The sequence below is a fragment of the Micromonospora globispora genome, assembly GCF_003857015.1.
Classification (GTDB): Bacteria; Actinomycetota; Actinomycetes; order Mycobacteriales; family Micromonosporaceae; genus Micromonospora; species Micromonospora globispora.
In genome coordinates, this window is the sequence record NZ_QGGF01000239.1 from 1 (window position 1) to 16,904 (window position 16,904).

Genomic DNA, 16,904 nt, shown 5'->3' on the forward strand with positions numbered 1-16,904 from the left:
CCGCCACGCCGTACCCCGCGCTGCGGGTGACCGCCCGGCTGGCCAGGGCGCCGAGCGCCACGGCCGCCGGCAGCGCGAGCAGATGCGCCCAGAGACCCATGGCGACCCCCGCGACCACCGACCGGTCCCCCGGCCCGACCGGGCCGGTCACCCCACCGACCAGCCACGGGAAGATCAGCGCCACCGTCACCGTGCCCAGCCCGGCCATGGCCGCCGCCAGCAGGCCGGCGACCCACTCCCGGGCCGGGCCGACCAGCACCAGCGCCATCCGCCGCTGCACGTCCGGCTCCACGTCCAAGAGGATCTTGGTCTGCCAGGCGAGCACCGGGAAGAGCACGACCGCCGATACGCCGTACGCCTCGGCCGGCTGGGCCCGGCCGCCGCCGTACAGGACGCCGAGGGCGAGGAGGCCGGCCAGCGCCGGCGCCAGCGCCCGTCCGGTACGCAGGAAGCCGGCCAACCGCAGGCGCACCAGGGCGGTCACCGGGTCACCTCCTCTGCCCGGCCGTCCAGTGCGACATCCGCAGAACCGAGCGGATCAATGGCTGGCTCGGTCTCGGCCCGCGGGACGATGTCGTCGGGCAGGTCGGCCGGCAGGACGGTGTCGTCAGGTGCCTTGGCCGGCACGGCGGTGCTGTCGGGCCGCGGGGCGGCGTCGGGGCGTACCCGGAGGATCTGGTGGCCGTCGGCGCGCAACCGGGCGACGGTGCCGGCGAGCCGCGCGGCCGGGACCGTGAGCTCGACCACCGCCACCGCCGCGCCGACGGACGACGCCGCCTCGGTCACCGTGCCGTCGGCGACCGTCCAGTGCCGGGCGCCGGGCAGCCGGACCGTCTCGCCGCGGTGGTCGCTGACCAGCACCGAACCGCCCCCGGCCAGCACCTCGCCGACCAGTTCCGGCACCAGCTCGCGGGCCGCCGCGTCCAGCCCCTCCCAGGGCTCGTCGAGGACCAGCAGACCGGGTGGCCGGAGCAGCGCCTGGGCCAGGCCGACCTTCTGCGCGGTGCCCTTCGACAGCTGCGGCAGCCGGACCCCGCGAAACCGGGCCAGGCCGAGGCGCTCCACCCACCGCTCCACCGCCCGGTCCGCCGCCACCCCGGAGAGCCCGGCGACCCGCGCCATCGCGGTGAGGTAGTGGGCCACGGTGAACGGCTGGTCGGCCGGGAAACGCTCCGGCACCCAGCCGACGGCGGCGGGGCGATCCGCCACCCGGCCCCGGGTCGGCCGGAGCACGCCGGCGGCGAGCTGGAGCAGGGTGGACTTGCCCACCCCGTTGCGGCCGAGCACGACCGCGACCTCGCCGGGGCCGATCCGTACGTCGATCTCCCGCAGCACCCACGGACCGCGCCGGTGGTAGCGCAACCAGACGTCCTCCAGCCGCATGCCGCGAGCCTGCCACAGCGGACAAAGGAACAGGGCCCCGCCACGTGACGTGGCGGGGCCCTGCTACGACAGCCTTGCTCAGGCCTCGGCCGAGCCCTCCTGCAGGTTCTTCACCAGCTTCGGGTCGACCGGGACGCCCGGGCCCATGGTGGTGGTGAGGATGACCTTCTTGAGGTACGTGCCCTTCGCCGCGGACGGCTTGGCGCGGAGCACCTCGTCCAGCACCGCAGCGTAGTTGTCGACCAGCTGCGCCTCGGAGAACGACGCCTTGCCGATGATCAGGTGGAGGTTGGAGTGCTTGTCCACCCGGAAGGTGATCTTACCGCCCTTGATGTCCGAGACGGCCTTGGTGACGTCCATGGTCACCGTGCCGGTCTTCGGGTTCGGCATCAGGCCGCGCGGGCCCAGGATCCGCGCGATCCGGCCGATCTTGGCCATCTGGTCGGGGGTGGCGATCGCCGCGTCGAAGTCCAGCCAACCGCCCTGGATACGGGCGACCAGCTCGTCCGTGCCCACCTCGTCCGCACCCGCCGCGGCGGCCTCCTCGGCCTTCGCGCCGGCGGCGAAGACGATCACGCGGGCGGTCTTACCGGTGCCGTGCGGCAGGTTGACCGTGCCACGGACCATCTGGTCCGCCTTGCGGGGGTCGACGCCGAGGCGCATCGCGACCTCGACCGTGGCGTCGAACTTGACGTTGGTGGTCTCCTTGGCCAGCTTGACGGCCTCGGCGGGGGTGTAGAGCTTCGACCGGTCGATGACCTCGGCGGCCTTGCGGTAGTTCTTGCTGCGCTGCATTTCTGGTTACTCCTGTGGTCTATGGCGGGCCGCGGTCAACGCGCGCCCTCCCACGAACTGATCGGGAAAGTCCTGACCGACGTCAGTCGTTGACGATGATGCCCATCGACCGGGCGGTGCCGGCGATGATCTTCGCAGCCTGGTCGACGTCGTTGGCGTTGAGGTCGACCATCTTCTTCTCGGCGATCTCACGCACCTGGGCCTGGGTCACGGAGCCGACCTTCTGGCTCTGCGGGACGCCCGAGCCCTTCTCCACGCCGGCGGCCTTGAGCAGCAGCCGGGCGGCGGGCGGGGTCTTCAGGACGAAGGTGAAGGTCCGGTCCTCGTACACGCTGATCTCGGCGGGGACGATGTCGCCCCGCTGGGACTCGGTCTGCGCGTTGTAGGACTTGCAGAACTCCATGATGTTCACGCCGTGCTGACCGAGCGCGGGGCCGACCGGCGGCGCCGGAGTGGCCTGGCCCGCCTTCAGCTGGAGCGTGAACGTCTTGACGAGCTTCTTCTTCGGAGGCATGTCTCTTCCTGGGGCTTGGAACTGGGAAAGTTGCCGGCCGAGGGCGCGCACGGTCAGCGCGGTACGACAGCCGACGTTCTAGGGTAGCGCAGCCTTCCGCCACCCCTTCCGCCGAGGTCCGGCGGGGGTCTGGAACGGGTACGCCGGCGGCAGGCTGAGAGCCCACCGCCGGCGACCGGTACGTCAGATCTTGGCGACCTGGTTGAAGTTCAGCTCGACCGGCGTCTCCCGGCCGAAGATCGACACCAGCACCTTGAGCTTCTGCTGGTCGGCGTTGATCTCGCTGATCGTCGCCGGCAGCGAGGCGAAGGCACCGTCGGTGACGGTGACCGAGTCGCCGACCTCGAAGTCGAGGACCCTGATCTCGGGCTTGGCCTTCTTCTCCACGGCCTCGACCGCCGGAGCCAGCCACTTCAGCACCTCGTCGAGGCTCAGCGGCGCCGGACGGTCGGCCCGGTCGGTCGCCCCGACGAAGCCGGTCACCCCCGGGGTGTTGCGGACGCAGGAGTAGGACTCGGCGGTCAGCTCCATCCGGACCAGGATGTAACCCGGGAAGACCTTCGCCTGGACCTGCGACCGCTTGCCGTTCTTGACCTCGACCTCTTCCCGGGTCGGCACCTCGACCTGGTAGATGAAGTCCTCCATGTCGAGGGAGGTGATCCGGGTCTCGAGGTTGGTCTTGACCTTGTTCTCGTAGCCGGCGTACGAGTGCACCACGTACCAGTCGCCCGGGGCGTAGCGCAGCTTCTGGCGCAGCTCGGCGACCGGGTCGTACTCCTCGTCGGTCGGCTCGGTGGTCGGGATTTCCGGCTCGCTGGCGGCCTCGACCGACTCATCGTTGGCCGCCGTCGCGACCGTGGACTGCTCGTCCGTGGTCTCGGCGGTCTCGTCGTACTCAGGCACGCTCGCTCACTTCCATCACTATCGGCTCAACAGCCGGTCAGCTGGGGTTGCCGAAGACCCACAGCACCGCCCGCGCGAAGCCGAGATCGAGGAGGCCCACGATCGCCAGCATCACCGCGACGAAGGTGACCACCACGGCCGTGTAGGTCAACAGCTCCTTGCGGGTCGGCCAGATGACCTTACGCAACTCGGCCACGACCTCGCGGAAAAACCGCGCGATGCGGGCGAAAAGGCCCAGCCGCTCGGCGTCCTTGCGGGTCTTGCGGCCATCGGCCGACTCGGCGCGGGCCCGCGCTCGGGTCGCGGTGCCGCCCCGGGAAACCGGCTCGTCCGCGCTGGTGGCGTCGTCGTCGGCCACGTCGTCGACGACCGCGTCCTCACGCAGACGCTCGTCGCCGGCGTCCTCGCCGCGCCGCTTGCTCTCGGCCACTTCGCCCTCCGTGCGGGATATCGGGTCGCACGCCGATGGGCGTGCGCAGCGTGTGATCACGCCGGCCGGACCAACCGTCCCGCGACGGGCCGCGGCCGGCGGACCGACGGAAGGCCCCGACTGCCTCGGAACCACCCCACCGGTGCCACCACCACGGGCCGGACGCCGCCGTTCGGCGGCGCGACCCACGGGAGCGGTCAGGCCTGAGGCGCAGGGGTGACAGGACTTGAACCTGCAGCCTGCGGTTTTGGAGACCGCTGCTCTGCCAATTGAGCTACACCCCTGTGCGGCAACTCTCACCCCGCTCGACCATGCACGGCCGAGCAGGGGTCACTTGCCCCACGGCGGACCAGTGTACGGGTAGTCGCGCGACTTTCCCAACCGGTCTGCCCCTCGCGCGTCGGAACGCCCTCAGCGGGGCATCCGGACGGTTGCCCGGGCCTGCGAGAGCACCTTCTCCCCCTGGCAGGTGGCGGTCACGTCCAGCCTGGTCAGGCCGTCCTCGGTGACCTCCTTGACCACCGCGCTGACCTCGATCTCGGTGCCCTGGTCGTCGTCCGGGACCGCCACCGGCCGGGTGAACCGGACGCCGAAGTCGACCACCGCGTCGGGCGCGCCCGCCCAGGTGGTGACCGCCCGGCCCACCAGGGCCATGGTGAACATGCCGTGGGCGATCACCCCGGGCAGACCCACCTTGGTGGCGAAGCGGTCGCTCCAGTGGATCGGGTTGAAGTCGCCCGAGGCGCCCGCGTAGCGGACCAGGTCCGCCCGGGTCACCCGGAACGTCTGGGTGGGCAGTTCCATCTCAGGCCTCCCCGCGTACGACGATCTTGGACCAGACGGCGACCACCGGCTCGCCGGCGGAGGTGCTGACGTCGGTACGGGTGGTCAGGAAACCGTGCCCGCCCCGGCTGGTGATCTCCTCGATGGTGTTGACGCAGACCAGTTCGTCACCGGCCACCACCGGTCGGGTGTACGCGAACCGCTGGTCGCCGTGCACCACGCGGCTGTAGTCGACGCCGAGGGCCGGGTCCTCGATGATCTGCCGGCTGGCGGCCATGGTGACCACCACGGGGAAGGTCGGCGGGGCGACGACGTCGGGGTGCCCGAGCGCGCGGGCGGCCTCCGGGTCGTGGTGAGCCGGGTCGGTGGCGCCGATCGCGGTGGCGAACTCACGGATCTTTTCTCGGCCCACCTGGTAGGGGGCGGTCGGCGGATACGTCCGGCCGACGAAGGACGGGTCCAGAGACATGCCGCGAACCTACACGGAAAGCACGAACGCCGATCCGTACGGGCCAGCGGCTCGGGGCCGCCGTCCGCGTGGATCGGCGTTCGGAGGTGCTGCGGAGCCGGGCCGGCTCAGCCGGCCGCGGATCAGCGGGTCTCGCGGTGGAGGGTGTGCTTGCCGTCCCGGGGGCAGAACTTCTTCAGCTCGATGCGGTCCGGGTCGTTACGGCGGTTCTTGCGCGTGATGTAGTTGCGCTCCTTGCACTCCACACACGCCAAAGTGATCTTCGGCCGGACATCGGTCGCCTTCGCCACGGCGGAGTGCCTTCCTCGCTAACGGGTAACAACTACGGCGCATCAGCCTACGCGCTGATGACGCAGACATGCAAAGTGGGCGCCTGTGGCGCCCATCCTACCGACCACCGGGGTGACCCGGAGGACGAGAGTAGCGGTGGCCGGACTTGAACCGGCGACACAGCGATTATGAGCCGCTTGCTCTGCCATCTGAGCTACACCGCCGTGGCGGGTCCAGCCGGACCCTTTGAGCCCCCTTACGGAATCGAACCGTAGACCTTCTCCTTACCATGGAGACGCTCTGCCGACTGAGCTAAGGGGGCCTGCCCGATCACCCCGGTGGGGTGTCGCGCAGAGGAAACAGTACACGACCCCGGCACGCAGGTGAAATCGGATCCCCCGTTCCGGGCGTGATCCGCGTACGCCCAGCTCAGAGCAGGGTCACCGAGCGGTCCTGGACAACCCGCAGCCGTGGCGCCTCGACCCCGGCGGTCGCCTCCGGCTCCACCTGGGCGCCGAACCAGGCCTCCAGCCGCTCGTACGGCAGCGGCCGGCTGAACAGGAAGCCCTGGCCGATCTCGCACCCGATGTCCTGGAGCAGTTCGAGGGTCAGCTCGCTCTCCACCCCCTCCGCCACCACGGCCAGGCCGAACTGCTGGGAAAGGGTGACCACCGCGTTGACGATGGCCAGGTCGCCGGGGTCGGTCGCCATGCCCTGCACGAACGACCGGTCGACCTTGACCTCGTGCACCGGGAGCCGGCGCAGGTAGGCCAGGGACGAGGACCCGGTGCCGAAGTCGTCCACCGAGAGCCGTACGCCGAGGTCGCGCAGCCGGCGCAGGGCCGGGATCGGCCGGTCGGTGCCGTCCAGCACCCCGGCCTCCCGGATCTCGAAGGTGAGCCGCTGCGGCGGCACCCCGTACTCGTCGAGCAGCTCGCGTACCCGGTCCGGGAAGTGCGGGTCGGTCAGCGTACGCGCGGCGAGGTTGACCGCGACGGCGAGCGGCTGCTCGCCGTGCGCCCAGTCCCGGCTGCGCCGCAGCCCCTCCCGGAGCACCACCTCGGTGAGGCGGCCGAGCTGGCCGGTGTGCTCCGCGACGGCGACGAAGTCCTCCGGGGCGACGACGCCGTGCGTAGGGTGCTCCCAGCGGGCCAGGCACTCCACCCCCATCAGCCGGCGGTCCCGCAACGTCACCTTGGGCTGGAAGTAGACCTCCAGCTCGCCGTCGTCGAGCGCCCGGCACAGGTCCCCGGCGAGGCCGAGGCGACGCAGCGACCGGGACTCCAGCGCGGGGTTGAACAGCTGCACGTTGCCCGGCACCGCCTTGGCCGCCGTCGCGGCCAGGTCAACCCGTTGCAGCAGGGTGGCGGCATCGCTGCCGTGATCCGGGTGTACGGCCACCCCGACGGCGGTGTCCACGTCGAGGGTGAGTGCGTCGAAGACCATCTCGTCGCGGATCTGCTCGCGTAGCTGGCCGGCGAGCTCCACGGCCGCCTCGGCGTTCTCCAGCCGCAGCGTCACCAGGAACTCGTCGCCACCCGCCCGGCCCACCAGGGCCGACGACGGGGCGGAGGCGCGCAGCCGCTCGGCCACCTCGACCAGGACCTTGTCCCCCGCCGCGTGGCCGAGGGACTCGTTGACCTGGCGCAACCCGTCCACATCGAAGAGCAGGACGGCGACCACCTCGCCGGGCGCACGGATCTTGACCGCCTCGCCCAGCGCCGCGATGATCCGGCGGCGGTTGGGCAGCTTGGTGAGCGCATCGTGGTACGCGTCGTGGCGCAGCCGGTCGACCAGCCGGGAATTCTCCAGCGCGACGGCGGCGTGTGCGGCGACCGTCTCGAGGACGGGAATGTCCACAGGGGTGAAGTGACCCACGTCGCTGAGCCGGTTGACCACCTCGAGAGTGCCGATCACGGCCTGCCCGGAGCGCAGCGGCACGACTATGACGTCCTTGACCTGCTTGGCGTCCAACTCGTGCCGGAGGTCGGTGTGGGCGTCACCGCCGAGCGCCCGACCGATCGCCAGGATCTTTCGCGACTGCAGGGTCCGCTCCCGTACGACGGCCGGTGTCCGGGCCACGTCGAGCAGACCCCGGTCGTCCAGGCGGGCGGTCAGCAGGACCTCGGGATGGCGGCCCTGCCCCGGCAGCCAGAGGGTGGCGTACTCGGCCTGCATGAGGGCCCGGATGCGGCCGAGCAGCACGTCGGGAAGGGACCCCTCCTGGCCGCTCTCGGTCATCGCCCGGGTCAGCTCGTACATGTCACCGAGGGTGCGGTGCTGCCGGAGAAACTGCGAGTAGGAGCGGTAGATCGTCATCACGGCGAGCGCCAGCACGGCGATCAGCAACGCGGACCACCACGTGGACTTGATCGCGATCAGCACGACCAACCCGACCACCATGTTGATCACCGAGGTCAGCAGGGGCGGTGGGGCGGTCCGGATGACCTCCAGGCCGGCCTGCCAGCCCTGCATCAGGCCGATCACTCCGCAGACCGCAGCCAGTGCCACCAGGGTGTTCGTACTGACGGCCGCGAAGAGGACCAGCCAGGTGCCGGGTCCCACACCCTCGATCTGAGGGAGCGCGACGAGCACAAGGCCGGCGAGCGACGCTGCGGCGGCAGCCTTGGCGACGTTGAACCACATCTTGGGAGCGCTCAGCCGCCTTCGGAGCTGGCCGATCAGCGCGGCAAGCGCGGCGATCACCACGACCGTGAACGGCGGCAGGTAGTAGAACGCGAGGACGAGTGGAATCTCGGTGACGATCACCGCCAGCGCCTGCCGACGGATCACGATCTGGAGCACCTGGGTGCCGGCTGCCACCATAGCGGCGAGGAGCACGGCGGCGATCGCGAGGTTGCCTGGTGGCCGCGCGGCCACCAGGGCGAGCGCGATCGAACAGACGACGGCCAGCAGGGCGAGCGGGCCCGTGATGAGCCAGGCCTGATCGGTGGACCTGCGCGGAGACGGTCGACCGCCAGCCATCCCGCTCCCTCGTGGCTTGGGTGGAAACGGGCCTAACGGACCGTCGAGGCACTCACTTCAACGACGGTCGGCGCGTCAACAATGACGTGCGCGGCGGGCGCGCCCCACTCGAAATCCATCAGATGAAGACCGGAGTCAACACCTAGGAGGCTGCCCGCGAACGCGGCAGCAGCGACGAGCGCGACGACGGCGCCAAGCCGGCCAGGCGTCCGACCAGACATGATGTGCTCCTGTCGGGATGTCGAAAGATAAAGGTTCCACGATGGTGCCACACGCGGGCCGAGCCGCAAACCGACGGACGGCCGATCAGGGCGGTCCGACCAGGCAGCGCCGACTGCCGATGGACAGGATGCCAGACGGAGGGGACCGGGCGCCTGATGGCACGTCACATGCTGCGGGTTCGGCCTATAGCGGCAATTGACCCCTTCGCCGCCGATCTTGATGAAGACCGGCGAATGGGTAGACATTGGTCAGCCTGGACATTCAAGCACCCGAGGCTGACGTCCCCGCGGCGCCACCGGCCGCCGGACATTCACGGTCACCACCATGCGCCACTCGGCGCCAGATTTCCAGTGCCAGACGGAACGCACGGGCGAGCGAGCCGTACTCCTGAATGTCTTCCCCGGTCAAGACGGTCTGGAACGTCGCGAAGGGGTTCGTTTCCACCTCAATGTCCGCGTAGCGCCACGCTCGCTGGTCGAGATCCGCATCTGTGGCGTTGGGTGAGAAAAACTCCCCCAGTCGCAGGGTGACGCGGGAACCCGGTCGTCCGATGTCCACGAGACGCTCATCCTCCACGCCGAGCCAGTGTGCCGGGTCATCTTCTGGCTTTACAGCCATCCGTACAGCCAACGCCCCCTACGGATGCCGACGTGACCCGACGACCACGGACGGGCCGACTAGGGGCGCGACCGCCTGATCAGCCATCCGTGATCTTCTTCTAAACCCCAGGCCGCCGCACCCTCCCCGGGGACTCCTGGCGACCGCAATTGAGACTCGCCCGGTAGGGCTCTCCAGCGGCTTTCACTGCCCGAGCCAGCTCAGGATTGTCCTCCGGCCATCCGACCGCGGTTCGACCCACCGGGCACCTCCTCGCCGGCCGTGCCCGCTACGTGCCCGATCGCCGGGTCTATCAGGGGCAACGTTGGTAAACCTCAGCACAAGACGACGAAGGCCCCTGACTCGCGTTTCCGCAGGTCAGAGGCCTTCGTCGTTCCCTGGTGGCGGGTAGAGGATTCGAACCTCTGTAGCTTTCGCGACGGATTTACAGTCCGCTCCCATTGGCCGCTCGGGCAACCCGCCAGGGCATGGCCGCCGCGCCATGCGCGACAGCGGAGCCAAGAATAGCTGTTGCCCCCCGGGAGGGTGCAACCGGGTACCGTCAGGGGGTCGTACCGCTGGTCAGCGGGGGACGGAACATGACAGACCGCCGGACAGCAGGAGCATGAGCATGGCAGCCAACCCGTCGTTCGACATCGTGAGCAAGGTCGACCGCCAGGAGGTCGACAACGCCCTCCGCCAGGCGGAGAAGGAGCTCGCGACGCGCTTCGACTTCCGGGGCACCGGCGCGGAGATCTCCTGGTCGGGCGAGGAGGCGATCGGCCTTCAGGCGGAGACCGAGGAGCGCGTCCGCGCCGCACTGGACGTCTTCAAGGAGAAGCTGGTCAAGCGGAACATTTCCCTCAAGTCGCTGGACGCGGGCGACCCGCGCCCGTCCGGCAAGGTCTTCAAGATCGACTGCAAGGTCATCCAGGGCATCGAGACGGACAAGGCCAAGGCGATCAGCAAGAAGATCCGCGACGAGGGCCCGAAGGGCGTCCAGGCGCAGATCCAGGGCGACCAGCTCCGGGTCACCGGTAAGAAGAAGGACGACCTGCAGGCCGTCATCGCGCTGCTCAAGGGCGAGGACTTCGGCGTCGCCCTGCAGTTCACCAACTACCGCTAACCGACCGCGACCGGCACCGGTCGCCGCTCAGGTCACGCCCGCGCATGGGGGCAAGCCGTCGCCGCCGCCCCACCGGCGGCGACGGCTACCGCCCGCCAAGCAGTCCCACCGCCGAGCGCCCGAGCCGCCAAACCGCGCGTATTACCCGACAGAGGATGTCGGCAACTCAGGACATCATCGTTCCCGACATCCGCACCGGGAGAGGAACGCCGATGACCGAGATTCTGTTGTTCCACCACGCGCACGGGTTGACGCCCGGCATCCGGGACTTCGCCGCGACGCTCGAACGGGACGGCCACACCGTCCACCTCCCCGACCTGTACGAGGGCAACGTCTTCGACACCCTGGACCAGGGCCTGGCGTACGCGCGGGAGGTCGGTTTCGGCACGCTCCTCGAGCGGGGACGGCTTTCCGCGGAGGGGCTTGCCGACGCGCTCGTCTACGCCGGGTTCTCGCTCGGGGTGATGCCGGCGCAACTGCTGGCCCAGACCCGGCCCGGCACGAAGGGTGCCCTGCTCTTCAACGCCTGCCTCCCCGTGTCCGAATTCGGGGACGCCTGGCCGCAGGGCGTGCCGGTCCAGATCCACGGGATGGACGCCGACGAGTTCTTCGCCGCCGAAGGCGACCTCGACGCCGCTCGGGCCATCGTCGCGAGCACCCCGGACGCCGAACTGTTCCTCTACCCCGGCGACCGGCATCTCTTCACCGACAGCAGCCTGCCCTCGTACGACAAGGAAGCCGCCGCGCTGCTCAGCGAGCGGGTGCGGGGCTTCCTCGCGAAGATCGAGTGACTAGCGGGAGAAGATCAACAGCAGGATCACGGTGATGATCGCGCTGATCAGGATGGAGCCCAGACAGCCGATCCGGTTCGAGAAGAAGAGGAACATGTCTCTTCCGTACCCCGCGACACCGGCTTGAAGACGTGACAGCGGTCAGACGGTGATCGGCTGCTGCTCGGCGCGTACCGCCGAAGCCTCCGCGCGGGCGATCGGCCCGCCGGGCAGGGCGGCGACCGCGGCCCCGACGGCGACCGCCGCCCCGGCGAAGAGGAAGGCCCACGGCACGCCGCCGGCATGGTCGACGATCAGTCCGGCGACCGCGCCGCCGGCGGCGCTCGCCGCCACCGACATGGTCACCACCCAGGTGTACGCCTCGTTCAGCATGCCGGTCGGCGCGATCCGCCCGACCAGGGTGTTCTCCAGGGTCAGCGCGGGCGCGATCGTGGCCCCGCCGAGCACCAGCGCGACGCCGAGTGCGAGCGGGGTGGGCATTACCGCGAAGACGGCGAAGCTGCCCGCCACCGCGCCGAGCAGCCAGGCGAACTGACGGGTCATGGTGGCCGCCGGCCGGCGGACGCCGAACCAGAAGCCGCCCGCGGCGCTGCCGATGCCCCAGACGGCGAGCAGGAGGCCGGCGAGGCTCTCCGGGGCGTCGGTGGTGGCGTTCCCGGCGAACGCCGGCACGATCACCCCGGCGGCGCCGAACGCGATGCCGAGGCTGGCGACGCAGAGCAGCAGCGCGGGGAAGCCGCCCACCCGCAGCGGGCCGAGTCCCTTGGCGTGGTGCTCGTGCGGGTGCGGCTGCCAGCCGCGCATCACCCGGCCGAGCGCCACCGCGGACGTGCCGACCAGTGTGACCACGGCGGCACCGACCAGCGCCGCGGCCGCGTCGGCGACCAGCACGAACGCGGCCACCAGCAGCGGGCCGAGCACGAAGACGATCTCGAAGAGCGAGGTCTCCGCCGCGAGGGCGGTGTTGCGCAGGTGGTACCGGTCGGAGGCCGGGCCGGTGAGGTCGTTCCAGGCGCCCCGGATCGCCGCGGTCAGCGGCGGGTACGTGGCGCCGGCGATCCCGGCGGCCAGGTAGATCAGGGCCAGGCTGCCGCCCTCGGAACGACTCACCCAGAGCAGCCCGAACAGGGCCAGCGGGTGCGCCACGGCGGTGGCCAGCAGCACCGGGGTGGGGCCGACCCGGTCGGCGATCCGCCCGGCGACCGGGCTGAGCGCGGCGCCGGAGAGCGCGTAGATGCCGCCGGCGACCGCGGCGAGCGAGTACCGGTCGGTCACCTCCTCGACCACGAGCAGCAGCGCCAGCGGCGTCATGCCGATCCCGAGCCGGCCGATGATGCCCAGGACGAGCAGCATCGGGGCTCCGGGGATCCGCCAGACGCCCAGGTACTGGCGCAGTGCGGCCACGGTCGACCTCCAGGGATGTAATGAGTGAGAGACGTTTCGACCCTAACGCCGAGCGAGTCGCGGGGGAAACGGTTATGGCGCTCACACCCCGTACACAGACGAACCGCCCGCGCCCGGCGAACCGGGCACGGGCGGTCGGTGAAGGGAATCAGCGCTGGAACTGCACCGGCCCCGCGCTGCCGGCCATCTGCTCCAGCCGCGCCACCCGCTGCTCCATCGGCGGGTGGGTGGAGAAGAGCGCGGCGATGCCGCCACCCCGCTTGAACGGGTTGTCGATCATCAGGTGCGCGGTGCTGGTGAGCTGACCCTGCGCCGGCAGCGGGCGCATCTGGGTACCCATGTGGATCTTCCGCAGGGCGCTGGCCAGGGCCAGCGGGTCCCGGCTCAGCTCGGCGCCGGACTGGTCGGCCTGGAACTCCCGGCTCCGGCTGATCGCCAGCTGGATGATCGTCGCCGCGATCGGGCCGAGGATCAGAGTGAGCAGCAGCACGGCCGGGTTCGGGCCGTCCTCGTCGTCCCCACCGCCCAGCGGGATGAACCAGGCGATGTTCGCCAGCATGGTGATGATGCCGGCCAGACCGGCCGCCACGCTGGAGATGAGGATGTCCCGGTTGTAGACGTGCGACAGCTCGTGCCCGATCACCCCGCGCAGCTCTCGGTAGTCGAGGATCTCGGTGATGCCCTGGGTCACGCAGACCGCCGCGTGCTGCGGGTTCCGCCCGGTGGCGAACGCGTTCGGCTGCGAGGTGGGGCTCACGTACAGGCGGGGCATCGGCTGCCGCGCCTCGGTGGACAGCTCACGCACCATCCGGTACAGCTCGGGGAACTCTGCCTCGCTGACCGGTTGCGCCCGCATCGAGCGCAGCGCGAGCTTGTCGGAGTAGAAGTAGGTTACGCCGTTCATCAGCAACGAGACGACGACGGCGATGACGAGGCCGCCGCTCCCGCCGAACCAGTAGCCGATCGCGAGGATCAGCGAGGTCAACAGGCCCAGCAGCGCTGCGGTCTTCAGGCGGTTGTGATGCACGATCACTCCTTCGGTACACGGGCCCACGCGGGGGCCCGGTGACCGGTTCAACAACCGGTTACCCGTCAAGCATCCTTCGTATGGCTGAAAGTTGCCTGGAAAGGCCGTGCCGAGGAGGTGCCGGTGGCTCAGCGGGCGGCGAGGTCCAGCACGAGCTGCGGGGCGAAGCCGACCACCACCGCGAGGGCCGTCGCGACCGCGAGGGCGGCAGCCACCACGCGCGCCGGCCGCACGCCGACCTCGACCGGGCCGGGCGCCGCGTACAGGGTGGCGGCCAGGCGCAGGTAGTAGGCGAGGCCGATCACCGCGTTCAGCGCCACCACCAGGGCGAGCCAGCCGGCCCCGCCGTCGAGCAGCGCGCGGACCACGGTCACCTTGGCGAAGAGCCCCGCCAGGCCCGGCGGCAGCCCAGCGAGCCCGATCAGCGCGAGGGCGAATCCCGCCCCCACCCAGGGGTGCCGGCGGGCCGCCCCGCGCAGGTCGTCGAGCGTGCCGCCGTCGGCATCCGCCGGACGCAGCGCCACCACCGCCGCGAACGCGCCCAGCTCCAGGACCACGAAGAACACCGCGTACGCCACCGCGGCCGCGTACGCGCCGGCTCGGGCGTCGGCGGTGCGGCCGGCGGCCAGCGCCAGCGCGCCGAGCGGGGCGAGGATGTAGCCGGCCTGGGCCACCGACGACCAGGCCAGCAGCCGGACGGTACGCCGCTGGCGCAGCGCCACCAGGTTGCCGACGGTCATGGTCAGCACCGCCAGCAGGGCCAGCACCGGACCGGTGACGGTCGGCGGCAGGGCCAGCTGCACCACCGCGAGCAGGGCGACCACCCCGCCCAGCTTCGACGCGGTCGACAGGTACGCGGCGACGGGCAGCGGTGCGCCGTCGTACGTGGCCGGCGCCCACGCGTGGAACGGCACCGCCGCCACCTTGAACGCCAGCCCGAGCACCACCAGGGCCACCGCGACCGTGGTCAGCGGGAGGTCGAGCAGCTCCGGCCGCTCCTCGAAGGTCGCGCCGAGCCGCCCGAGATGCAGTCCGCCGGTCACCGCGTAGAGCAGCGCGGCGCCGAGCAGGGTGAGTGTGGTCGCCACCACGCTGACCACGAAGAAGGTCACCGCGGCCTCGGCGCTGGCCAGGCTCCCCCGACGCAGCCCGACCAGGACGTAGAGCGGCAGGGTGAGCGTCTCCAGTGCCACGATCAGGGTGATCAGGTCACCGGCCCCGCCCAGCACCACGCCGCCGGTCATCGCGCAGGCGAGCAGGAAGCAGTACTCCCCGACCGGCGTCCGACCGGCCCGCAGCAGCGGCCCGGAGAGCGCCAGCACGCCGAGGGTGAGCAGGCCGAAGACCGCGGCGACCAGGGCCGCCCGGCCGCCGAACACCCAGGAGCAGTCGGCCCCGACGCAGAAGGTACGGCGCTCGCCACCCGCCCCGACCACCGCCGCGCCGGCTACGGTGGCCACCGACCCGGCCGCGGCCACCGCCACGGTGCCGGCGGCGCGGCTCACCAGCAGGTCGGCCAGGAGCACCAGTACGGCCGTGCCGGCGGCGAGATAGGCCGGCAGCAGCGCGACGTTGTCGACGCTCTGCACGAGACTCATTTGAGAACTCCCACCAGGGCGTCGACCGGGGCGGAGGCGTAGCCGAGGACGAGGGCGGGGGCCAGGCCGACGGCGAGCGCGAGCAGCACCAGCGGGGCCCAGGCGGTCAGCTCCGCCCCGGCCAGGCTCGGCGCGAGCCGGCCGACGACCGGGCTGGGCCGCCCGTGCGTCACCCGGCGCAGCAGCCGCAGGAAGTACGCGGCGGTGAGCGCCCCACCGAGCGCGGCCATCACGGCGAGCGTGGTCCAGAGCGGGCCGCCCCGCCGGACGGCGGCGATCACCGCGAACGCCTCGCCCCAGAAGCCGGCCAGGCCGGGCAGCCCCAGCGAGGCGACCGCGGCGAAGCCGAGCAGCCCGGCCAGCCGGGGCGCGGTCTCCCGCAGCCCGGACAGGTCGGCGAGCGCCCCGGTGTGGGTACGGTCCTTGACGGCGCCGGCCAGGAAGAAGAGCAGACCGGTGATCACCCCGTGCGCGATGTTGCCGATCAGCGCCGCCTGGAGGCCGGTGGTGGTGAGCGTGGCCACCCCGAGCAGCACGAAGCCCATGTGGCTCACGCTGGAGTACGCGATCAGCCGCTTCAGCTCGTCCTGCGCGAGGCAGACCAGCGACCCGACCAGGATCGCGGCAACGGCGAGCATGCCGAGCACCGGGGCGGCCCAGCGGGCACCCTCGGGGGCCACCCCGACCGCCACCCGGATCAGGCCGTACGTGCCCATCTTGAGCAGCACCCCGGCGAGGATCACGCTGCCGACGGTGGGCGCCTGGGTGTGCGCGTCGGGCAGCCACGAGTGCAGCGGCCAGAGCGGACTCTTCACCGCGAAGGCCAGCGCCAGCAGGGTGAAGGCGGCGAGCTGGGTGCTCCGGGAGAGCCCGCCGCCGCCGGTCAGCGTGACGATGTCGGCGGTGCCGGCGGCGGCGACCACGACGTAGACGCCGACCAGCAGCAGCACCGAGCCGAAGAGCGTGTAGAGGACGAACTTGCGGGCCGCCCGCCGCCGGTCCTCGCCGCCCCAGCCGGCGATGATCGCGTACATCGGGAGCAGGACGACCTCGAAGAAGAGGAAGAACAGAACCAGGTCGAGCGCGAGGAAGGTGCCGAGGATGCCCACCTCGACCACGAGCAGCAGCGCCACCAGGGCCCGTCCGCTGCCCCCGCCCTCGGGCACCCGCCAGAGGGTGTAGCCGCAGCAGAGCAGGGTGAGCAGGGCGGTCAGCACCACCAGCGGCCAGGAGATGCCGTCCACGCCGAGGTGGAAGCGCAGGTCGAGGCCCGGCACCCAGGGCAGGTCGAGCTGGTGCCACGGCTGCACGGCGGGCCGCGGCAGGCCACCGGACCAGGCGTGCTCGCCGCTGGCCAGCGGCACGGTGGCCAGCAGGGTCAGCGCGGCGGCGACCGTGCCGACCAGGCGCGCGACCCGGTCGACCGGGGTGGCCGCCACCGCCAGCGCACCGAGCGCCGGGATCGCCAGCACCGCGACCAGCAGGAACTCCCCGAGCCTCATGCCGCCCCTCCGATCAGGGCGACCGCGAGGCCGATCAGCCTGTCGCTTATACACATCTCCGAGACCACGAGACCGGAGCCTATCTCGTATGCCGGCTCCTGCTTG

The 16,904-nt window shown here is 71.2% G+C and carries 17 protein-coding genes and 4 tRNA genes; 2 read left to right on the top strand and 19 right to left on the bottom strand.

The window, feature by feature from the left end:
• From DKL51_RS10695 to DKL51_RS10770, 15 genes are all read right to left on the bottom strand, one after another.
• Window positions 1-484: hypothetical protein (locus tag DKL51_RS10695; protein ID WP_124812010.1), on the bottom strand; the 484-nt coding region annotated here is incomplete at its 3' end.
• Window positions 481-1,383: an ABC transporter ATP-binding protein gene (locus tag DKL51_RS36895; RefSeq protein ID WP_124812011.1), complete on the bottom strand. Its 903-nt coding sequence runs from the start codon at window positions 1,381-1,383 to the stop codon at window positions 481-483. The genes DKL51_RS10695 and DKL51_RS36895, both read right to left, overlap by 4 nt.
• 78 nt (window positions 1,384-1,461) lie before the next feature.
• Window positions 1,462-2,178, bottom strand: a complete 717-nt coding sequence (rplA, locus tag DKL51_RS10705; RefSeq protein WP_109944008.1) for a 50S ribosomal protein L1 — start codon at window positions 2,176-2,178, stop codon at window positions 1,462-1,464.
• Between the two features lie 82 nt (window positions 2,179-2,260).
• Entirely contained in the window at window positions 2,261-2,692 is a 432-nt protein-coding gene (rplK, locus tag DKL51_RS10710; protein WP_109944007.1) for a 50S ribosomal protein L11, read from the bottom strand.
• Between the two features lie 183 nt (window positions 2,693-2,875).
• Window positions 2,876-3,595, bottom strand: coding sequence for a transcription termination/antitermination protein NusG (gene nusG / locus DKL51_RS10715; protein WP_109944006.1), 720 nt, complete (start codon window positions 3,593-3,595; stop codon window positions 2,876-2,878).
• A 37-nt stretch (window positions 3,596-3,632) separates the two neighbouring features.
• A complete protein-coding gene (gene secE / locus DKL51_RS10720; protein ID WP_109944005.1) occupies window positions 3,633-4,025 on the bottom strand; it encodes a preprotein translocase subunit SecE in 393 nt (130 codons plus the stop codon).
• Between the two features lie 211 nt (window positions 4,026-4,236).
• Window positions 4,237-4,309 (bottom strand) — tRNA-Trp (locus DKL51_RS10725).
• A 127-nt stretch (window positions 4,310-4,436) separates the two neighbouring features.
• Window positions 4,437-4,829 (bottom strand): MaoC family dehydratase, encoded by a 393-nt coding sequence (locus DKL51_RS10730; RefSeq protein ID WP_109944004.1) that lies wholly within the window; start codon window positions 4,827-4,829, stop codon window positions 4,437-4,439.
• Window position 4,830: 1 nt separating this feature from the next.
• A complete protein-coding gene (locus DKL51_RS10735) occupies window positions 4,831-5,277 on the bottom strand; it encodes a MaoC family dehydratase N-terminal domain-containing protein (RefSeq protein WP_109944003.1) in 447 nt (148 codons plus the stop codon).
• Between the two features lie 122 nt (window positions 5,278-5,399).
• Entirely contained in the window at window positions 5,400-5,567 is a 168-nt protein-coding gene (gene rpmG / locus DKL51_RS10740; RefSeq protein WP_046567246.1) for a 50S ribosomal protein L33, read from the bottom strand.
• Window positions 5,568-5,698: 131 nt separating this feature from the next.
• A tRNA-Met gene (locus DKL51_RS10745) sits at window positions 5,699-5,771 on the bottom strand.
• 25 nt (window positions 5,772-5,796) lie between these two features.
• Window positions 5,797-5,869 (bottom strand) — tRNA-Thr (locus DKL51_RS10750).
• Window positions 5,870-5,976: 107 nt separating this feature from the next.
• Window positions 5,977-8,532 (bottom strand): putative bifunctional diguanylate cyclase/phosphodiesterase, encoded by a 2,556-nt coding sequence (locus tag DKL51_RS10755; RefSeq protein WP_109944002.1) that lies wholly within the window; start codon window positions 8,530-8,532, stop codon window positions 5,977-5,979.
• Between the two features lie 483 nt (window positions 8,533-9,015).
• Complete coding sequence (locus tag DKL51_RS10765) at window positions 9,016-9,330, bottom strand: hypothetical protein (protein WP_123827017.1); 315 nt, start codon at window positions 9,328-9,330, stop codon at window positions 9,016-9,018.
• 420 nt (window positions 9,331-9,750) lie between these two features.
• Window positions 9,751-9,834, bottom strand: a tRNA-Tyr gene (locus DKL51_RS10770).
• A 148-nt stretch (window positions 9,835-9,982) separates the two neighbouring features.
• Between DKL51_RS10770 and DKL51_RS10775 the strand changes: the two genes are divergently transcribed.
• Window positions 9,983-10,477, top strand: coding sequence for a YajQ family cyclic di-GMP-binding protein (locus tag DKL51_RS10775; RefSeq protein ID WP_165823077.1), 495 nt, complete (start codon window positions 9,983-9,985; stop codon window positions 10,475-10,477).
• 212 nt (window positions 10,478-10,689) lie between these two features.
• On the top strand, window positions 10,690-11,268 hold the full coding sequence (locus tag DKL51_RS10780; protein WP_109943999.1) for a dienelactone hydrolase family protein: 579 nt from the start codon (window positions 10,690-10,692) through the stop codon (window positions 11,266-11,268).
• Between the two features lie 141 nt (window positions 11,269-11,409).
• Here the strand turns inward: DKL51_RS10780 and DKL51_RS10785 are convergent, their stop codons facing one another.
• From DKL51_RS10785 to DKL51_RS10800, 4 genes are all read right to left on the bottom strand, one after another.
• Window positions 11,410-12,672: an MFS transporter gene (locus tag DKL51_RS10785; RefSeq protein WP_109943998.1), complete on the bottom strand. Its 1,263-nt coding sequence runs from the start codon at window positions 12,670-12,672 to the stop codon at window positions 11,410-11,412.
• Between the two features lie 148 nt (window positions 12,673-12,820).
• Entirely contained in the window at window positions 12,821-13,699 is an 879-nt protein-coding gene (gene htpX, locus DKL51_RS10790; protein ID WP_109944018.1) for a zinc metalloprotease HtpX, read from the bottom strand.
• 128 nt (window positions 13,700-13,827) lie between these two features.
• On the bottom strand, window positions 13,828-15,297 hold the full coding sequence (locus DKL51_RS10795) for an NADH-quinone oxidoreductase subunit N (RefSeq protein ID WP_109943997.1): 1,470 nt from the start codon (window positions 15,295-15,297) through the stop codon (window positions 13,828-13,830).
• Window positions 15,294-16,799, bottom strand: a complete 1,506-nt coding sequence (locus DKL51_RS10800; RefSeq protein WP_109943996.1) for a complex I subunit 4 family protein — start codon at window positions 16,797-16,799, stop codon at window positions 15,294-15,296. The genes DKL51_RS10795 and DKL51_RS10800 overlap by 4 nt, the downstream gene beginning before the upstream one ends.
• Between the last annotated feature and the right edge of the window lie 105 nt (window positions 16,800-16,904).

What these genes read in the sequence shown, in the direction of transcription:
- DKL51_RS36895 (WP_124812011.1), bottom strand. Translation starts at nt 1,383, where the DNA reads ATGCGGCTGGAGGACGTCTGGTTGCGCTACCACCGGCGCGGTCCGTGG.
- rplA (WP_109944008.1), bottom strand. Translation starts at nt 2,178, where the DNA reads ATGCAGCGCAGCAAGAACTACCGCAAGGCCGCCGAGGTCATCGACCGG.
- rplK (WP_109944007.1), bottom strand. Translation starts at nt 2,692, where the DNA reads ATGCCTCCGAAGAAGAAGCTCGTCAAGACGTTCACGCTCCAGCTGAAG.
- DKL51_RS10730 (WP_109944004.1), bottom strand. Translation starts at nt 4,829, where the DNA reads ATGGAACTGCCCACCCAGACGTTCCGGGTGACCCGGGCGGACCTGGTC.
- DKL51_RS10735 (WP_109944003.1), bottom strand. Translation starts at nt 5,277, where the DNA reads ATGTCTCTGGACCCGTCCTTCGTCGGCCGGACGTATCCGCCGACCGCC.
- DKL51_RS10755 (WP_109944002.1), bottom strand. Translation starts at nt 8,532, where the DNA reads ATGGCTGGCGGTCGACCGTCTCCGCGCAGGTCCACCGATCAGGCCTGG.
- DKL51_RS10775 (WP_165823077.1), top strand. Translation starts at nt 9,983, where the DNA reads ATGGCAGCCAACCCGTCGTTCGACATCGTGAGCAAGGTCGACCGCCAG.
- DKL51_RS10780 (WP_109943999.1), top strand. Translation starts at nt 10,690, where the DNA reads ATGACCGAGATTCTGTTGTTCCACCACGCGCACGGGTTGACGCCCGGC.
- DKL51_RS10795 (WP_109943997.1), bottom strand. Translation starts at nt 15,297, where the DNA reads ATGAGTCTCGTGCAGAGCGTCGACAACGTCGCGCTGCTGCCGGCCTAT.
- DKL51_RS10800 (WP_109943996.1), bottom strand. Translation starts at nt 16,799, where the DNA reads ATGAGGCTCGGGGAGTTCCTGCTGGTCGCGGTGCTGGCGATCCCGGCG.